Origin of the sequence: Bacillus sp. CCNWLW194 (genome assembly GCF_037120585.1) — a bacterium.
Lineage (GTDB): Bacteria > Bacillota > Bacilli > Bacillales > Bacillaceae_G > Bacillus_A > Bacillus_A basilensis.
Genome location: NZ_JBBBBL010000027.1, coordinates 1 through 14,919, shown reverse-complemented (window position 1 = coordinate 14,919; position 14,919 = coordinate 1). Strand labels below are relative to the sequence as shown.

Here is a 14,919-nt window from a genome sequence, read left to right as displayed (position 1 = left end):
TTGAAAGATACATTTGTTGAAAAGGTAGATGACTTTGTAAAGCAGCATGATGTATTAAAGGAACGTTCAACAATTGTTGTAGGTGTTTCAGGTGGTCCTGATTCTTTGGCTCTTCTATATTATTTGTTAGAAAAAAGAGCAGCAAAACGGTTTGAAATTGTAGTGGCACATGTGGATCACATGTTTAGAGGTGATGAATCTCATGAGGACTTACAGTTTGTGCAGGACCTTTGTAAAGGACTGGGAGTTATTTGCGAAACGATAAGGATTAATGTGTCGCAATATCAACAGCAATACGGGATGAATGCACAGGTTGCTGCTAGAGAATGCAGATATGCATTTTTGGAAAGAATAATGAAGAAATATGATGCGAGATATGTAGCTCTTGGACATCATGGTGATGATCAAGTGGAGACGATTTTAATGCGTCTTGTACGAGGGAGTACTCCGAAAGGGTATGCAGGAATTGCGGTGAAGCGTCCTTTTCATAATGGGTATTTAATTAGGCCGTTACTTGGAGTAACGAAGGAAGAAATTGTTGATTACTGTAATAAGCTAAAAATAATTCCCCGTATAGATCCGAGTAATAAAAAGGAAGTATATACAAGGAATCGATTACGTAAATATGTTCTTCCTCATTTGAAAGAAGAAAATTCACAAGTGCATGAGAAATTCCAAAAATTTAGCATGCAGATACAAGAGGATGAGGCATATTTGCAGGAATTAGCTTTTGAGAAAATGAATAAAGTAATTACAAAAAAAAGTGATAAACAAATTAGCTTATCAATTCCTGCCTTTGAATCCATGTCTATGCCTTTACAAAGAAGAGGGATTCAACTAATATTAAACTATCTTTATGAATATAAGATTCCATCTTCTCTTTCCTCTATACATATTGACAAAGTGATTGAGTTTTTTAAGCGGACACAACCTTCGGGTTCACTTGATTTCCCAGGTGATTTAAAAATTGTTCGCACATACGAGGAGTGTAGCTTTGGATTTAAACAAGAAATTGTTTCTCCTTTTTTACAAGATTTATCAGTGCCTGGGACAATTACGCTATCGAACGGGGATAAACTTGTAACAGAGGTGAGCGAAGATATACCAAGTAACATGAATGAAACAGTATTTGTTGCTAAGTATAATGATATATCATATCCACTTCGTATTCGTTCTAGAGAAAATGGAGATCGCATGTCAATACAAGGTATGAATGGCACCAAAAAGATAAAAGCTATTTTTATCGAAGCGAAAGTACCAAGAGAAAAAAGAGAAGAATGGCCGGTCGTTTGTGATGCAAGTGGGAATATTATTTGGTTACCCTTGTTGAAGCGATCTGCATTTGCTATCTCGAAAGAGAAGGCAAAGAAGGATAAATATGTGATTATTCACTACAAAAGCAAGGAGTCTTCCGGGAGGATAATGAAATGATGAATCAAGATATCGAAAAAGTATTAATTTCTGAAGAGCAAATACAAGAAAAGGTGCTCGAATTAGGCGCAATTATTGCAGAGGATTACAAAAACACAGTACCTCTTGCGATTGGTGTACTAAAGGGTGCAATGCCATTCATGGCAGATTTATTAAAGAGAACAGATACATATCTTGAAATGGATTTTATGGCTGTATCTAGTTACGGTCACTCAACTGTTTCAACAGGCGAAGTGAAAATTTTAAAAGACCTTGATACTTCTGTAGAAGGTCGCGATATTTTAATCGTTGAAGATATTATTGATAGCGGTCTTACGCTAAGTTACTTAGTGGACCTATTTAAATATCGTAAAGCGAAGTCTGTAAAAATCGTTACGTTATTAGATAAACCGACAGGCCGTAAGGTGGATTTGAAAGCGGATTATGTTGGATTTACTGTACCGCATGAATTTGTTGTAGGATATGGATTAGATTATAAAGAGCAGTACCGTAATCTTCCTTATGTAGGAGTATTAAAACCAAGCGTTTACTCAAATTAATTAAATACAGGCGTCACAATTGTATAGGAAATTTTTTCTATGTTACGATTTACTATAGTGCTTATGCCGTGAGAGGAGGTTAGGAATGAATCGTATCTTCCGTAATACCATCTTTTATTTACTGATATTCCTAGTAGTAATTGGAATCGTGAGCTATTTTAATGGTTCGACACAAAAAACGACATCAGTTAGCTACGATAAATTCATTACTAAACTAGAAAAAGGTGAAGTGCGTAATGTGCAACTTCAACCGAAAAATGGTGTATTTGAGGTAAAAGGACAATTTAACAACTCTAGCCAAGGAGAACAATTTGTTACTTATGCACCAAATACTGAGGAATTACAAAAGAAAATTAATGACAAAGCGCAAGGTGCTGAAGTTAAGTATCAACCAGCAGAGGAAACAAGTGCTTGGGTAACCTTCTTTACTTCTATCATTCCGTTTGTTATTATCTTCATTTTATTCTTCTTCTTATTAAACCAAGCTCAGGGCGGCGGTAGCCGTGTTATGAACTTCGGGAAAAGTAAGGCGAAGTTATATAATGACGAAAAGAAAAAAGTTCGTTTCAGAGATGTTGCTGGAGCGGATGAAGAGAAACAAGAGCTTGTTGAGGTAGTTGAATTCTTGAAAGATCCTCGTAAGTTCGCTGAAGTTGGAGCCCGTATTCCGAAGGGTGTTCTATTAGTAGGACCTCCAGGTACAGGTAAAACTTTACTAGCACGTGCTGTTGCAGGTGAGGCAGGCGTTCCGTTCTTCTCTATCAGTGGTTCTGATTTCGTAGAGATGTTCGTCGGTGTCGGTGCATCACGTGTACGTGATTTATTCGAAAACGCAAAGAAAAATGCTCCTTGTATCATTTTCATTGATGAAATTGATGCGGTAGGACGTCAACGTGGCGCAGGTCTTGGTGGTGGCCATGATGAGCGTGAGCAAACGTTGAACCAATTACTTGTTGAAATGGATGGATTCGGTGCAAACGAAGGTATTATTATCATCGCTGCGACAAACCGTCCTGATATTCTTGACCCAGCGTTATTACGTCCAGGTCGTTTTGACCGTCAAATTACAGTAGATCGTCCAGATGTAAATGGCCGTGAAGCTGTACTGAAAGTACATGCTCGTAATAAACCGCTTGATGAGAATATCAACTTAAGAGCAATCGCAACTCGTACGCCAGGATTCTCTGGTGCCGATCTTGAAAACTTATTAAACGAAGCTGCTTTAGTGGCTGCACGTCAAGATAAGAAGAAAATTGATATGAGTGACATTGATGAAGCAACGGATCGTGTTATTGCAGGTCCAGCTAAGAAAAGTCGTGTTATCTCTGAAAAAGAACGTAATATCGTTGCTTTCCATGAAGCGGGCCATACTGTAATTGGTGTTGTTCTTGATGAAGCTGATGTCGTTCATAAAGTAACAATTGTCCCTCGTGGTCAAGCTGGTGGATATGCAGTAATGCTTCCGAAAGAAGATCGTTACTTCATGACAAAGCCAGAGTTACTTGATAAAATCACTGGTTTACTTGGTGGTCGAGTAGCTGAGGAGATTGTATTTGGTGAAGTGAGTACAGGTGCTCACAATGACTTCCAACGTGCGACTGGCATTGCAAGACGTATGGTTACGGAATTTGGTATGAGTGATAAGCTTGGACCAATGCAATTTGGTAGCTCACAAGGTGGTCAAGTGTTCTTAGGAAGAGACTTCCATTCAGAACAAAACTACAGTGATGCAATTGCACACGAAATTGATGTGGAAATGCAAACGATTATGAAAGATTGTTATGCTCGTGCAAAACAAATTCTTACTGAAAATCGTGATAAACTAGATCTTATCGCGAAAACGTTACTTGAAGTAGAAACGTTAGATGCAGAGCAAATCAATCATTTATGTGATTACGGCAGATTACCAGAACGTCCAACATCTTCATCTGATGTGAAAGTAAACATCAACATGAAGAAGGACGATGAAGATACAGAAGATAAGTAAGAGATGAAGGAGTGACGATAGTCACTCCTTTTTTATTTGTGGAACGAAGTGAAGTGGAAAAAGAATTTAAATAAAACTGGTATTAAAAATTGAAATAGAGAGTCATCTTTTTGTAAAATGATGAGGATAGAAAAGCTGATTATATAAGTATGTGTGATATGATGTTTTTATAAGTTTTATACATACTGCACAAATATAGATTAAATAAGATAAGTGGTGAGAATATGATTTTTGTATTGGATGTAGGGAACACAAATGCTGTGCTAGGCGTGTTTGAAGAGGGGGAACTTCGTCAACATTGGCGCATGGAAACAGATCGTCATAAGACCGAAGATGAATATGGAATGCTTGTAAAGCAGTTGCTTGAGCATGAGGGTCTTTCGTTTGAAGATGTGAAAGGTATTATCGTGTCTTCAGTCGTACCACCAATTATGTTTGCTTTAGAGCGCATGTGTGAAAAGTATTTTAAAATTAAACCGCTTGTAGTAGGTCCTGGAATAAAAACGGGGCTAAATATTAAATATGAAAATCCACGTGAAGTAGGCGCGGACCGAATTGTAAATGCAGTAGCAGGAATCCACTTATATGGAAGTCCGCTTATTATTGTCGATTTTGGTACGGCTACTACATATTGTTATATTAACGAAGAAAAACATTATATGGGTGGAGTTATTACGCCAGGAATTATGATTTCAGCAGAGGCCTTATATAGTAGAGCGGCAAAACTTCCTCGTATTGAAATTACAAAACCAAGCAGTGTTATTGGGAAGAATACAGTAAGTGCCATGCAATCTGGTATTCTTTATGGGTATGTTGGACAAGTGGAAGGTATCGTTAAGCGTATGAAAGAGGAAGCTAAACAAGAACCGAAAGTTATTGCAACAGGTGGATTGGCGAAATTAATTTCAGAAGAATCGAATGTAATTGATGTTGTAGATCCATTTTTAACATTAAAAGGTTTATATATGTTATACGAGCGTAATGCAAATTTACAGCATGAGAAAGGTGAATAAATACGTATGAAAGATTATTTAGTAAAAGCATTAGCATTTGATGGAGAAGTGCGTGCGTATAGTGTACGCACAACAAACACAGTAAGTGAGGCGCAAAGACGTCATGATACATGGAGAACAGCTTCAGCAGCGCTTGGTCGTTCTTTAACTGCGGGTACAATTATGGGCGCAATGTTAAAAGGTGACCAAAAGTTAACAATTAAGGTAGAAGGAAATGGTCCGATTGGTCCTATCTTAGTAGATGCTCATGCAAATGGGGATGTACGTGGTTATGTAACAAATCCACATGTGGACTTTGAAGGAACGGAACAAGGGAAATTACGTGTATATCAAGCGGTAGGTACAGAAGGCTTTATAACAGTAATTAAAGATATTGGTATGCGTGAGCCGTTTATCGGTCAATCTCCAATCGTTTCGGGAGAACTAGGGGAAGACTTCACGTATTATTTTGCAGTTTCTGAGCAGACGCCTTCTTCTGTTGGTGTCGGTGTTCTTGTAAATGGAGATGACAGCGTATTAGCAGCAGGTGGATTTATCCTTCAAATTATGCCGGGCGCACAGGAAGAAACAATTTCATTCATCGAAGATCGTTTACAAAAAACCCCTCCTGTATCAACATTGATTGAACAAGGTCTTTCTCCAGAAGAGCTACTGTATGCAGTTCTTGGAGAAGATAAAGTAAAAGTATTAGAAACGATGGATGTTCAATTTAATTGTACATGCTCACGCGAACGTATTGAGAGTGTGTTAATTAGTTTAGGTAAAACAGAGTTAGAGCAAATTCGTGAAGAAGAAGAAGAAACAGAAGTTCATTGTCATTTCTGTAATGAACGATACAAGTTTTCTAAAGAGGATATTACAAATTTAATTGAGAATTTGTAATAAGGGAATTAAGAGGAACAATCCTCCAAATAGATTGACAAACAGGGAATTTTCTGACAAAATCTAAATATAGATAAAACCAATAAAAATACTCGGTGTTAGGAGTGACAGGAATGCGAGTGGCACAATCAGTTTCAGAATTAATCGGGAAAACGCCGATCGTTAAGTTGAACCGCATCGTAGAATCAGATAGCGCAGATATATATTTGAAATTAGAATTTATGAATCCGGGGAGCAGTGTTAAAGATCGTATTGCGTTAGCTATGATTGAAGATGCTGAAAAAAAAGGATTATTAAAAGAGGGCGATACAATCATTGAGCCAACAAGTGGTAACACAGGAATTGGCTTAGCGATGGTAGCAGCTGCTAAAGGATATAAGGCAATTTTAGTAATGCCAGAAACAATGAGTGTTGAACGTCGTAATTTATTACGTGCTTATGGCGCTGAATTAGTATTGACTCCAGGGCCTGAAGGAATGGGCGGAGCAATTCGTCAAGCGACTGAATTAGCAAAAGAACATGGCTACTTTATACCGCAACAGTTCAAAAATCAATCAAATCCAGAAATTCATCGTTTAACAACAGGTCCAGAAATTGTTGAACAAATGGGTGACCAATTAGATGCGTTTATTGCAGGTATTGGTACAGGTGGAACGATTACTGGTGCTGGTGAAGTACTGAAGGAAGCGTATAAAGATATTAAAATTTATGCAGTAGAACCTGCGGATTCACCAGTATTATCTGGTGGGAAACCAGGTCCACATAAAATCCAAGGAATTGGGGCGGGATTTGTTCCAGAAACATTGGATGTAGAAGTATATGATGAAATTGTTCAAGTAAAAACAGAGCAAGCATTTGAATATGCAAGAAGAGTGGCTAAAGAAGAAGGTATTTTAGTGGGCATCTCTTCAGGAGCAGTTATTTATGCAGCGACAGAAGTTGCGAAAAAGTTAGGTAAAGGGAAAAAGGTACTTGTTATTATCCCAAGTAACGGTGAACGTTATTTAAGTACACCACTTTATCAATTTGAGTCTTAATTATATGTGATTGAAAAAGCATCCTTGAAAAAGGATGCTTTTTCTTTTTGGATTGGAAATAGGAAAAGAGTGAATGACTAGAAAACTTCATGTAAAATAAGAGGTAGTATAATTAATTTATTTTCACTAGCCTTCGAGTATAACCGATCTATATACATAACGAATGTAGTTGAAGTGGTTAATCTAAGAGGGTGGGATAAAAGAAGACGGGGTGTTGATATGCAACGAAGAAAATCTTTAGCGCTTTCTATTCCATATCAGTTAGATTTCTTTAAGCAATATAAATTTCTTTCTAAGGATAAGCCGCAACATATTTTGTTAGAGAGTGGACGTGGCGGTCGTTATAACATTGTGGGATTAAACCCAGTAGCGGTAATCCGAGGAAAGGGTGAAGCGTTACATATAAGCGAAAGTGGTAAGGAAACAATAAAGCAAGGAAACCCATTAGATCTAATGCAGGAATATATGGAGCGATGGAAAACAGACTATAATCCGGAGTACCCGCCTTTTCAAGGTGGTGCAATTGGTTACTTTAGTTATGATTGTATCCGTTATATTGAAAAACTCCCTTCTCTTGCAGAGGATGACATTAATATACCTGATATATTCTTTTTATTATTTGATGATGTGTTTGTGTATGATCAAGAAGAAAAAGTACTATGGATTATTACGCATTATGTAGATAAGCATGAAGAGGCAAAAGAGCGATTAAATGAATGGAAGATTCTTTGGTCGACAGAAGCGCCGGAAGTGACTATACCATTTGCATGCCCTGAAAAGAAAAGCGAAGCAGTTGCTTTTACTGAAGAAAGCTTTATGAAGGCGGTTGAATGTATTCAAGAATATATTGGGGCTGGTGATGTGTTCCAAGTAAACTTGTCGACAAGACAAGAGAGAACGTTACAAACACACCCGCTAGAAATCTATACAAGTCTTCGTGAAATTAATCCATCTCCATATATGGGTTACTTGGAGCTTGGGGAGTTTCAAATTGTTAGTGGATCGCCAGAGTTGCTAATTAAGAAAAAAGGAACTGAAGTAAGTACAAGACCAATTGCCGGAACAAGATCTAGAGGGGCGAATGAGCAAGAGGATGAAGAATTAGCAAGAGAATTAATTGAGAATGAAAAAGAAAGAGCAGAGCACGTCATGCTTGTGGATTTAGAACGAAATGATTTAGGGCGTGTTTGTAAATATGGCACTGTAGAAGTAGATGAATTTATGGTAATTGAGAAATACTCACATGTTATGCATATTGTTTCTAATGTGCGTGGTGAGGTGGAAGAAGATAAAGATGCTTTTGATTTAGTGAAGGCTGTATTCCCTGGGGGAACAATTACTGGTGCCCCGAAAATACGTACGATGGAAATTATTGAAGAATTAGAACCTGTTCGCCGAGGGATTTATACAGGTTCAATTGGTTGGATTGGTTATTCTGGAGATACGGAATTAAATATTGTGATTAGAACACTTCTTGCTAGAGATGGAAAAGCGCATGTACAAGCAGGAGCGGGAATTGTAATTGATTCAAATCCGGAAAATGAATATAAAGAGTCGTTAAAAAAGGCGATTGCTTTATGGCGTGCAAAAGAATGTAGTGAAGAAACGGTTAGGTGAGAGAAATGATATTAATGATTGATAATTATGATTCTTTTACATTTAATTTAGTGCAGTTTCTTGGAGAACTGGGACAAGAGCTTGTTGTTAAACGTAACGATGAAGTGACTATTTCAGATATTGAGAATATGAAACCAGACTTTTTAATGATTTCGCCAGGTCCATGTAGTCCGAATGAAGCGGGCGTTAGTATGGAGGTTATTCAACACTTTGCCGGAAAGATTCCGATTTTTGGGGTTTGTCTTGGGCATCAATCCATTGCACAAGTGTTTGGTGGGGAGGTAGTTCGTGCAGAGCGATTGATGCATGGGAAAACATCGCTTATGCATCATGACGGAAAGACGATTTTCTCGGATATTCCTAATCCATTTACCGCGACGCGCTATCACTCACTTATTGTTAAGAAAGAAACGTTACCTGATTGCTTAGAGGTAACATCTTGGACTGAAGAAGGGGAAATTATGGGGCTTCGCCATACAACCTTACCAATTGAAGGTGTACAGTTCCATCCGGAATCTATTATGACTTCTCATGGGAAAGAGTTGTTGCAGAATTTCATTCGTAAATACAGTCCAAGTGTGACATCATGTTAATTTACGTAAATGGTAAGTATGTAGAAGCGAGTGAAGCGAGAATTTCTCCGTATGACCATGGTTATTTATATGGTCTTGGAGTTTTTGAGACGTTTCGTATCTATAATGGTCATCCTTTCTTGTTGGATGATCATTATGACCGTTTAATAGGTGCACTGGATACATTGCAAATTAAATGGACAATGACGAAAGATGAAGTACTGCTTATTTTGAAGAATTTACTCGTTAAGAATGAATTAGAGCATGCCTATGTACGTTTTAATGTATCAGCGGGTATAGATGAAATTGGATTGCAAACGGAAATGTATGAAGAGCCGTCTGTTATTGTTTTTATCAAACCTTTAGCGGCCCCAGGAGATGTAGTGGAAAAAGAAGGGGTTGTTTTAAAGCAAGTGCGAAATACACCAGAAGGTGCGTCTCGTTTGAAGTCTCATCATTATTTAAATAACATTTTAGGAAAGCGTGAAATTGGAAGTGTTTTGAATAAGGAAGGTATTTTCCTTACTGAAACAGGTTATGTTGCAGAGGGTATTGTTTCGAATCTCTTTTTTGTAAAAGGTGATATTCTATATACACCTTCGTTAAAAACGGGGATTTTAAATGGTATCACTCGTGCGTTTATTATAAAAGTTGCTGAAGAACTAGGTATAGAAGTAAAGGAAGGTTTCTTTACAAAAGAAGAATTACTTTCAGCTGATGAAGTCTTCGTAACAAATTCGATTCAAGAAATTGTTCCGCTTAATCGTATAGAGGGGCGAGATTTCCCGGGTAAAGTAGGGATGGTTACAAAAAAGTTTATGAATCTTTATGAAATGCAGAGAGAGAAATTGTGGAGCAGAAATGAATTACGAAGAGGAGATGTGTAGTTTGAAGTGGGATTATGATTTGCGCTGCGGCGAATATACATTGAACTTAAATGAAAAAACTTTAATTATGGGGATTTTAAATGTAACGCCAGATTCGTTTTCTGATGGTGGGAGTTACAACGAGGTAGAGGCTGCGGTGCGCCATGCAAAAGAAATGCGAGATGAGGGTGCTCATATTATTGATATCGGTGGAGAATCTACTCGCCCGGGCTTTGCTAAGGTATCAGTGGAAGAAGAAATAAAACGAGTTGTGCCGATGATTCAGGCAGTTTCAAAAGAAGTGCAATTGCCTATTTCTATCGATACGTATAAAGCTGAAGTTGCAAAACAAGCAATAGAAGCGGGTGCTCATATTATTAATGATATTTGGGGAGCGAAGGCGGAACCGAAAATCGCTGAAGTTGCAGCTCATTATGATGTGCCTATCATCTTAATGCATAATCGCGATAATATGAATTATCGTAATTTAATAGCTGATATGATTGCTGATTTATATGACAGTATTAAAATTGCTAAAGATGCTGGCGTGCGAGATGAGAATATTATTTTAGACCCAGGTATTGGTTTTGCTAAAACGCCTGAACAAAACTTAGAAGCGATGCGTAATTTAGAACAGTTAAACGTACTAGGTTACCCAGTTCTCTTAGGTACTTCAAGAAAGTCCTTTATTGGACACGTGCTAGATTTACCGGTAGAGGAACGTCTTGAGGGAACGGGAGCTACCGTTTGTCTTGGTATTGAAAAGGGTTGTGAGTTTGTTCGTGTTCATGATGTGAAGGAAATGGCACGTATGGCTAAGATGATGGATGCAATGATTGGTAAGGGGGTAAAGTAATTGGATAAAATTTATATTCATGATATGGAGTTTTATGGTTATCATGGTGTATTCCCAGAGGAAAATAAATTAGGCCAGAGATTTAAAGTGGACTTAACGGTGGAATTGGATTTGAAACAGGCAGGAGAAAGTGATGACTTAGAGCAGTCTGTCAATTATGGAGAGCTTTTCGAATTATGTAGGAAAGTTGTTGAAGATAGAACGTATAAGCTTGTAGAGAGTATTGCTGAAAATATTGCTACAGATATATTGAAACAATATGAGAGTATTTCAAGATGTACGATAAAGGTAATTAAACCAGATCCACCGATCCCGGGACATTATCGTGCTGTAGCAGTAGAAATTACGAGAGAACGTCCATGAATAATATAGCTTACATTGCATTAGGTTCAAATATCGGAGAACGTTATACGTATTTAACTGAAGCGATTCAGTTTTTAAACAAAAACCCGTATATCCAAGTTAACGATATTTCATCTGTATATGAAACAGAACCAGTTGGCTATACTGACCAAAGTTGCTTTTTAAATTTAGTTATAAAAATTTCTACCAATTTATCACCGCAAGAATTATTGAAGGTTACACAAAGAGTAGAGAATGATTTAGGAAGAAAAAGGGAAATTAGGTGGGGTCCGAGGACTATCGACCTTGACATTTTGCTATATAATCAAGAAAATATTGAAGCAGAGAATCTTATTGTTCCGCATCCGCGGATGTTCGAAAGAGCTTTTGTTATCGTTCCGTTGTTAGAGATTAATCAAGATATAAAACAAAACATTTCACGTTCACAAGTAGAAGAAATGAAAAGGCGAGAGGGAGTAACGGTATGGAAGCAGAAAAATGGGGAAGACGCATTCGAGCTTTTCGAAAGCTAAAAGGTTATACGCAAGAAGGCTTTGCAAAAGAGTTAGGGGTATCTGTATCTGTTTTAGGTGAAGTTGAGAGAGGGAATCGATCGCCTTCCCAAGATTTTGTAGTGGAAGTTGCTAAAGCATTAAAGGTCTCGATAGATGAGTTAATGCCAAAGTGACTATGAAGGAAGGAGTAAGTCGAGTGTTAAAGATCGCAAATATTGAGATGAAAAATCCAGTTGTATTAGCACCGATGGCGGGAGTGTGTAACTCTGCATTCCGTTTGACAGTAAAAGAATTCGGTGCAGGTCTAGTTTGTGCTGAAATGGTAAGTGATAAGGCAATACTACTGAACAATAAAAGAACATTAGATATGTTATATATCGATGAGAGAGAAAAGCCATTAAGCTTACAAATTTTTGGTGGTGAGAAAGAAACCCTTGTAGATGCTGCGAAATACGTAGATAAATATACGACAGCAGACATCATTGATATTAATATGGGTTGCCCGGTACCCAAAATCGTTAAGTGTGATGCAGGAGCGAAGTGGCTTTTAGATCCAAATAAAATATATGAAATGGTAGCGGCAGTTGTAGATGCTGTAGAAAAGCCAGTTACAGTTAAAATGCGTATTGGTTGGGATGAGGATCATATTTTCGCAATCGAGAACGCAAAAGCTGTTGAACGTGCTGGTGGACAAGCGGTAGCAGTTCATGGACGTACACGAGTACAAATGTATGAGGGAAAAGCGGATTGGGATATTATTAAACAAGTAAAGCGAGCTGTAAACATCCCGGTTATCGGAAATGGTGATGTTGCAACGCCACAAGATGCAAAGCGTATGCTTGATGAAATTGGTGTAGATGGTGTTATGATTGGTCGCGCTGCTCTGGGAGATCCGTGGATGATTTATCGTACGGTAAAGTATTTAGAGACAGGTGAACTAATGCCGGAACCAACAGTGCGTGAGAAAATTGACGTATGTATGTTGCATCTAGATCGTCTTATCGATTTAAAGAATGAAAATGTCGCTGTGAGAGAGATGAGAAAGCATGCAGCTTGGTATTTAAAGGGTATTCGTGGTAATGCAACTGTACGTAATGGTATCAATGCTTGTAATACGCGTGAAGACCTTGCGAATGTACTAGGTGCATTTGTAGAAGAAGTAGAAGCAAAACAACAAACAATTCACGTTGGTTAATAATAGATAGGGAAGATTGACATTCTTCTATACACTTCCTATAATTACGTGAAAGAAAGAAGAGCTGCCAGTTAGTTGCTGGCAGTTTTTCTAGTTGAGTAGAAAATGCTATACTGTATATATTGTAAAAATTAATAGAGCTGGAGTGATATCAATACCATGGATAACATGAACCACGAAGAATTAAATGACCAATTGCTTGTTCGTCGTGAAAAGCTACATAACTTACGTGAGCAAGGAATTGATCCGTTCGGTAAACGATTTGAACGTACAAATGCAACAAATGACTTATTAAGCTTATATGGGGAGTTCTCTAAAGAAGAATTAGAAGAGAAGGAAATCTCTGTTTCTATCGCTGGTCGTATTATGACAAAACGCGGTAAAGGAAAAGCTGGATTTGCACATATTCAAGATTTACATGGACAAGTTCAAATTTATGTTCGTAAAGATGCCGTTGGAGATGAAGAGTACGAATTATTTAAAACGGCAGATTTAGGTGACTTAGTAGGTATTGAAGGTAAAGTATTCAAAACGAACGTTGGAGAACTTTCAGTGAAAGCAACGGGCTTTACGCTATTAACGAAATCTCTTCGTCCATTACCGGATAAATATCATGGATTAAAAGATGTTGAACAACGCTACCGTCAACGTTACTTAGATTTAATTACAAGTATGGAAAGCCGTGAAACATTCGTTACTCGCAGTAAGATCATTCGTGAAATGAGAAGATACTTAGATGATAACGGTTATCTTGAAGTGGAAACACCTATGATGCATGCAATTGCGGGTGGAGCTTCTGCGCGTCCTTTCATTACGCACCATAATGCGTTAGATATGGAATTATATATGCGTATCGCAATTGAACTTCATTTAAAACGCCTAATTGTGGGTGGGTTAGAAAAAGTTTATGAAATTGGTCGTGTATTCCGTAATGAGGGTGTATCAACTCGCCATAATCCTGAGTTTACGATGATTGAATTATACGAAGCGTATGCTGATTATAAAGATATTATGAAACTAACAGAAAATATGGTTGCTCATATTGCGAAGCAAGTACTAGGTACAACAACAATCCAATATGGTGATTATGAAATTAATCTAGAACCAGAATGGACACGTCTTCATATGGTAGATGCAATTAAGGAACATTCTGGAGCGGATTTCTGGAATCCAATGAGTGTAGAAGAAGCGCGTGAACTTGCAAAAGAACATAATGTAGATATTAAGGATACAATGGAAGTTGGTCATATTATAAATGAATTCTTCGAACAAAAAGTAGAAGATAAATTAATCCAACCAACATTTATTTACGGTCATCCGGTAGAAATTTCACCACTTGCGAAAAAGAATGACGAAGATCCACGATTTACAGATCGTTTCGAATTATTTATCGTTGCACGTGAACATGCAAATGCATTCACTGAGTTAAATGATCCAATTGATCAGAAAGAACGTTTTGAAGCGCAATTAAAAGAACGCGAACAAGGTAATGACGAAGCTCATATGATGGATGATGATTATATCGAAGCTCTTGAGTATGGTATGCCTCCTACAGGTGGACTAGGAATTGGTATTGATCGTCTTGTTATGTTATTAACGAATGCGCCATCTATTCGTGATGTATTATTATTCCCTGCTATGCGTCATAAACAAGACTAAGCTTTGGAGATTTCTCCAAAGCTTTTTTTATTTGAGTATGAGTTGCCTAGAGGTAGTAAATCTTGCTAGTGCGAAAAATTATATTTATATAGAAGAAAAGTGCTGTTTTTATACCTTTTTACTAAGTTGAAAATTTTATTAGAAAAACTATTGCATTTTAATATTCAAACTGGTATATTTATATTCGTTGCCACGAAAGGTAACAAGCAAAACAAACGAAAAACAACTTATTGAAAAAAGTTGTTGACGAAAATATAACAAAATGTTATATTAATAAAGTCGCTTCTGAGCGACGAAGAAGTTCTTTGAAAACTGAACGAAACAAACAACATGAAACGTCAATTTTTATTTTTAGATGCTAGACAAACTAACTTTATTGGAGAGTTTGATCCTGGCTCAGGATGAACG

At 37.4% G+C, this 14,919-nt stretch carries 15 protein-coding genes; all 15 read left to right on the top strand.

The window, feature by feature from the left end:
- Window positions 1–1,431 (top strand): tRNA lysidine(34) synthetase TilS, encoded by a 1,431-nt coding sequence (tilS, locus tag V7S50_RS32095; RefSeq protein WP_242256552.1) that lies wholly within the window; start codon window positions 1–3, stop codon window positions 1,429–1,431.
- The gene (gene hpt, locus V7S50_RS32090) at window positions 1,428–1,970 is read left to right on the top strand and encodes a hypoxanthine phosphoribosyltransferase (RefSeq protein ID WP_000981838.1); all 543 of its coding nucleotides are present in this window, start codon (window positions 1,428–1,430) and stop codon (window positions 1,968–1,970) included. Before tilS ends, hpt begins: the two co-directional genes overlap by 4 nt.
- 85 nt (window positions 1,971–2,055) lie before the next feature.
- Window positions 2,056–3,957, top strand: coding sequence for an ATP-dependent zinc metalloprotease FtsH (ftsH, locus tag V7S50_RS32085; protein WP_063222212.1), 1,902 nt, complete (start codon window positions 2,056–2,058; stop codon window positions 3,955–3,957).
- Between the two features lie 224 nt (window positions 3,958–4,181).
- A complete protein-coding gene (locus V7S50_RS32080; protein WP_063222213.1) occupies window positions 4,182–4,970 on the top strand; it encodes a type III pantothenate kinase in 789 nt (262 codons plus the stop codon).
- Between the two features lie 6 nt (window positions 4,971–4,976).
- Window positions 4,977–5,852: a redox-regulated molecular chaperone HslO gene (gene hslO / locus V7S50_RS32075; protein WP_242256551.1), complete on the top strand. Its 876-nt coding sequence runs from the start codon at window positions 4,977–4,979 to the stop codon at window positions 5,850–5,852.
- A gap of 113 nt (window positions 5,853–5,965) precedes the next feature.
- On the top strand, window positions 5,966–6,889 hold the full coding sequence (gene cysK / locus V7S50_RS32070) for a cysteine synthase A (protein WP_063222215.1): 924 nt from the start codon (window positions 5,966–5,968) through the stop codon (window positions 6,887–6,889).
- 219 nt (window positions 6,890–7,108) lie between these two features.
- Entirely contained in the window at window positions 7,109–8,506 is a 1,398-nt protein-coding gene (pabB, locus tag V7S50_RS32065) for an aminodeoxychorismate synthase component I (RefSeq protein WP_242256550.1), read from the top strand.
- Window positions 8,507–8,511: 5 nt separating this feature from the next.
- Window positions 8,512–9,099: an aminodeoxychorismate/anthranilate synthase component II gene (pabA, locus tag V7S50_RS32060; protein ID WP_242256549.1), complete on the top strand. Its 588-nt coding sequence runs from the start codon at window positions 8,512–8,514 to the stop codon at window positions 9,097–9,099.
- The gene (gene pabC / locus V7S50_RS32055; RefSeq protein WP_242256548.1) at window positions 9,093–9,965 is read left to right on the top strand and encodes an aminodeoxychorismate lyase; all 873 of its coding nucleotides are present in this window, start codon (window positions 9,093–9,095) and stop codon (window positions 9,963–9,965) included. Before pabA ends, pabC begins: the two co-directional genes overlap by 7 nt.
- Window positions 9,940–10,800, top strand: coding sequence for a dihydropteroate synthase (gene folP / locus V7S50_RS32050; RefSeq protein ID WP_242256547.1), 861 nt, complete (start codon window positions 9,940–9,942; stop codon window positions 10,798–10,800). Before pabC ends, folP begins: the two co-directional genes overlap by 26 nt.
- Window positions 10,801–11,163: a dihydroneopterin aldolase gene (gene folB, locus V7S50_RS32045; protein WP_000358060.1), complete on the top strand. Its 363-nt coding sequence runs from the start codon at window positions 10,801–10,803 to the stop codon at window positions 11,161–11,163.
- Window positions 11,160–11,675, top strand: a complete 516-nt coding sequence (gene folK, locus V7S50_RS32040) for a 2-amino-4-hydroxy-6-hydroxymethyldihydropteridine diphosphokinase (RefSeq protein WP_063222220.1) — start codon at window positions 11,160–11,162, stop codon at window positions 11,673–11,675. Before folB ends, folK begins: the two co-directional genes overlap by 4 nt.
- Window positions 11,627–11,830, top strand: coding sequence for a helix-turn-helix domain-containing protein (locus V7S50_RS32035; protein ID WP_000387027.1), 204 nt, complete (start codon window positions 11,627–11,629; stop codon window positions 11,828–11,830). Before folK ends, V7S50_RS32035 begins: the two co-directional genes overlap by 49 nt.
- Window positions 11,831–11,853: 23 nt before the next feature.
- The gene (gene dusB, locus V7S50_RS32030; protein ID WP_242256546.1) at window positions 11,854–12,852 is read left to right on the top strand and encodes a tRNA dihydrouridine synthase DusB; all 999 of its coding nucleotides are present in this window, start codon (window positions 11,854–11,856) and stop codon (window positions 12,850–12,852) included.
- Between the two features lie 159 nt (window positions 12,853–13,011).
- A complete protein-coding gene (gene lysS / locus V7S50_RS32025) occupies window positions 13,012–14,511 on the top strand; it encodes a lysine--tRNA ligase (RefSeq protein ID WP_048526409.1) in 1,500 nt (499 codons plus the stop codon).
- Window positions 14,512–14,919 lie beyond the last annotated feature (408 nt).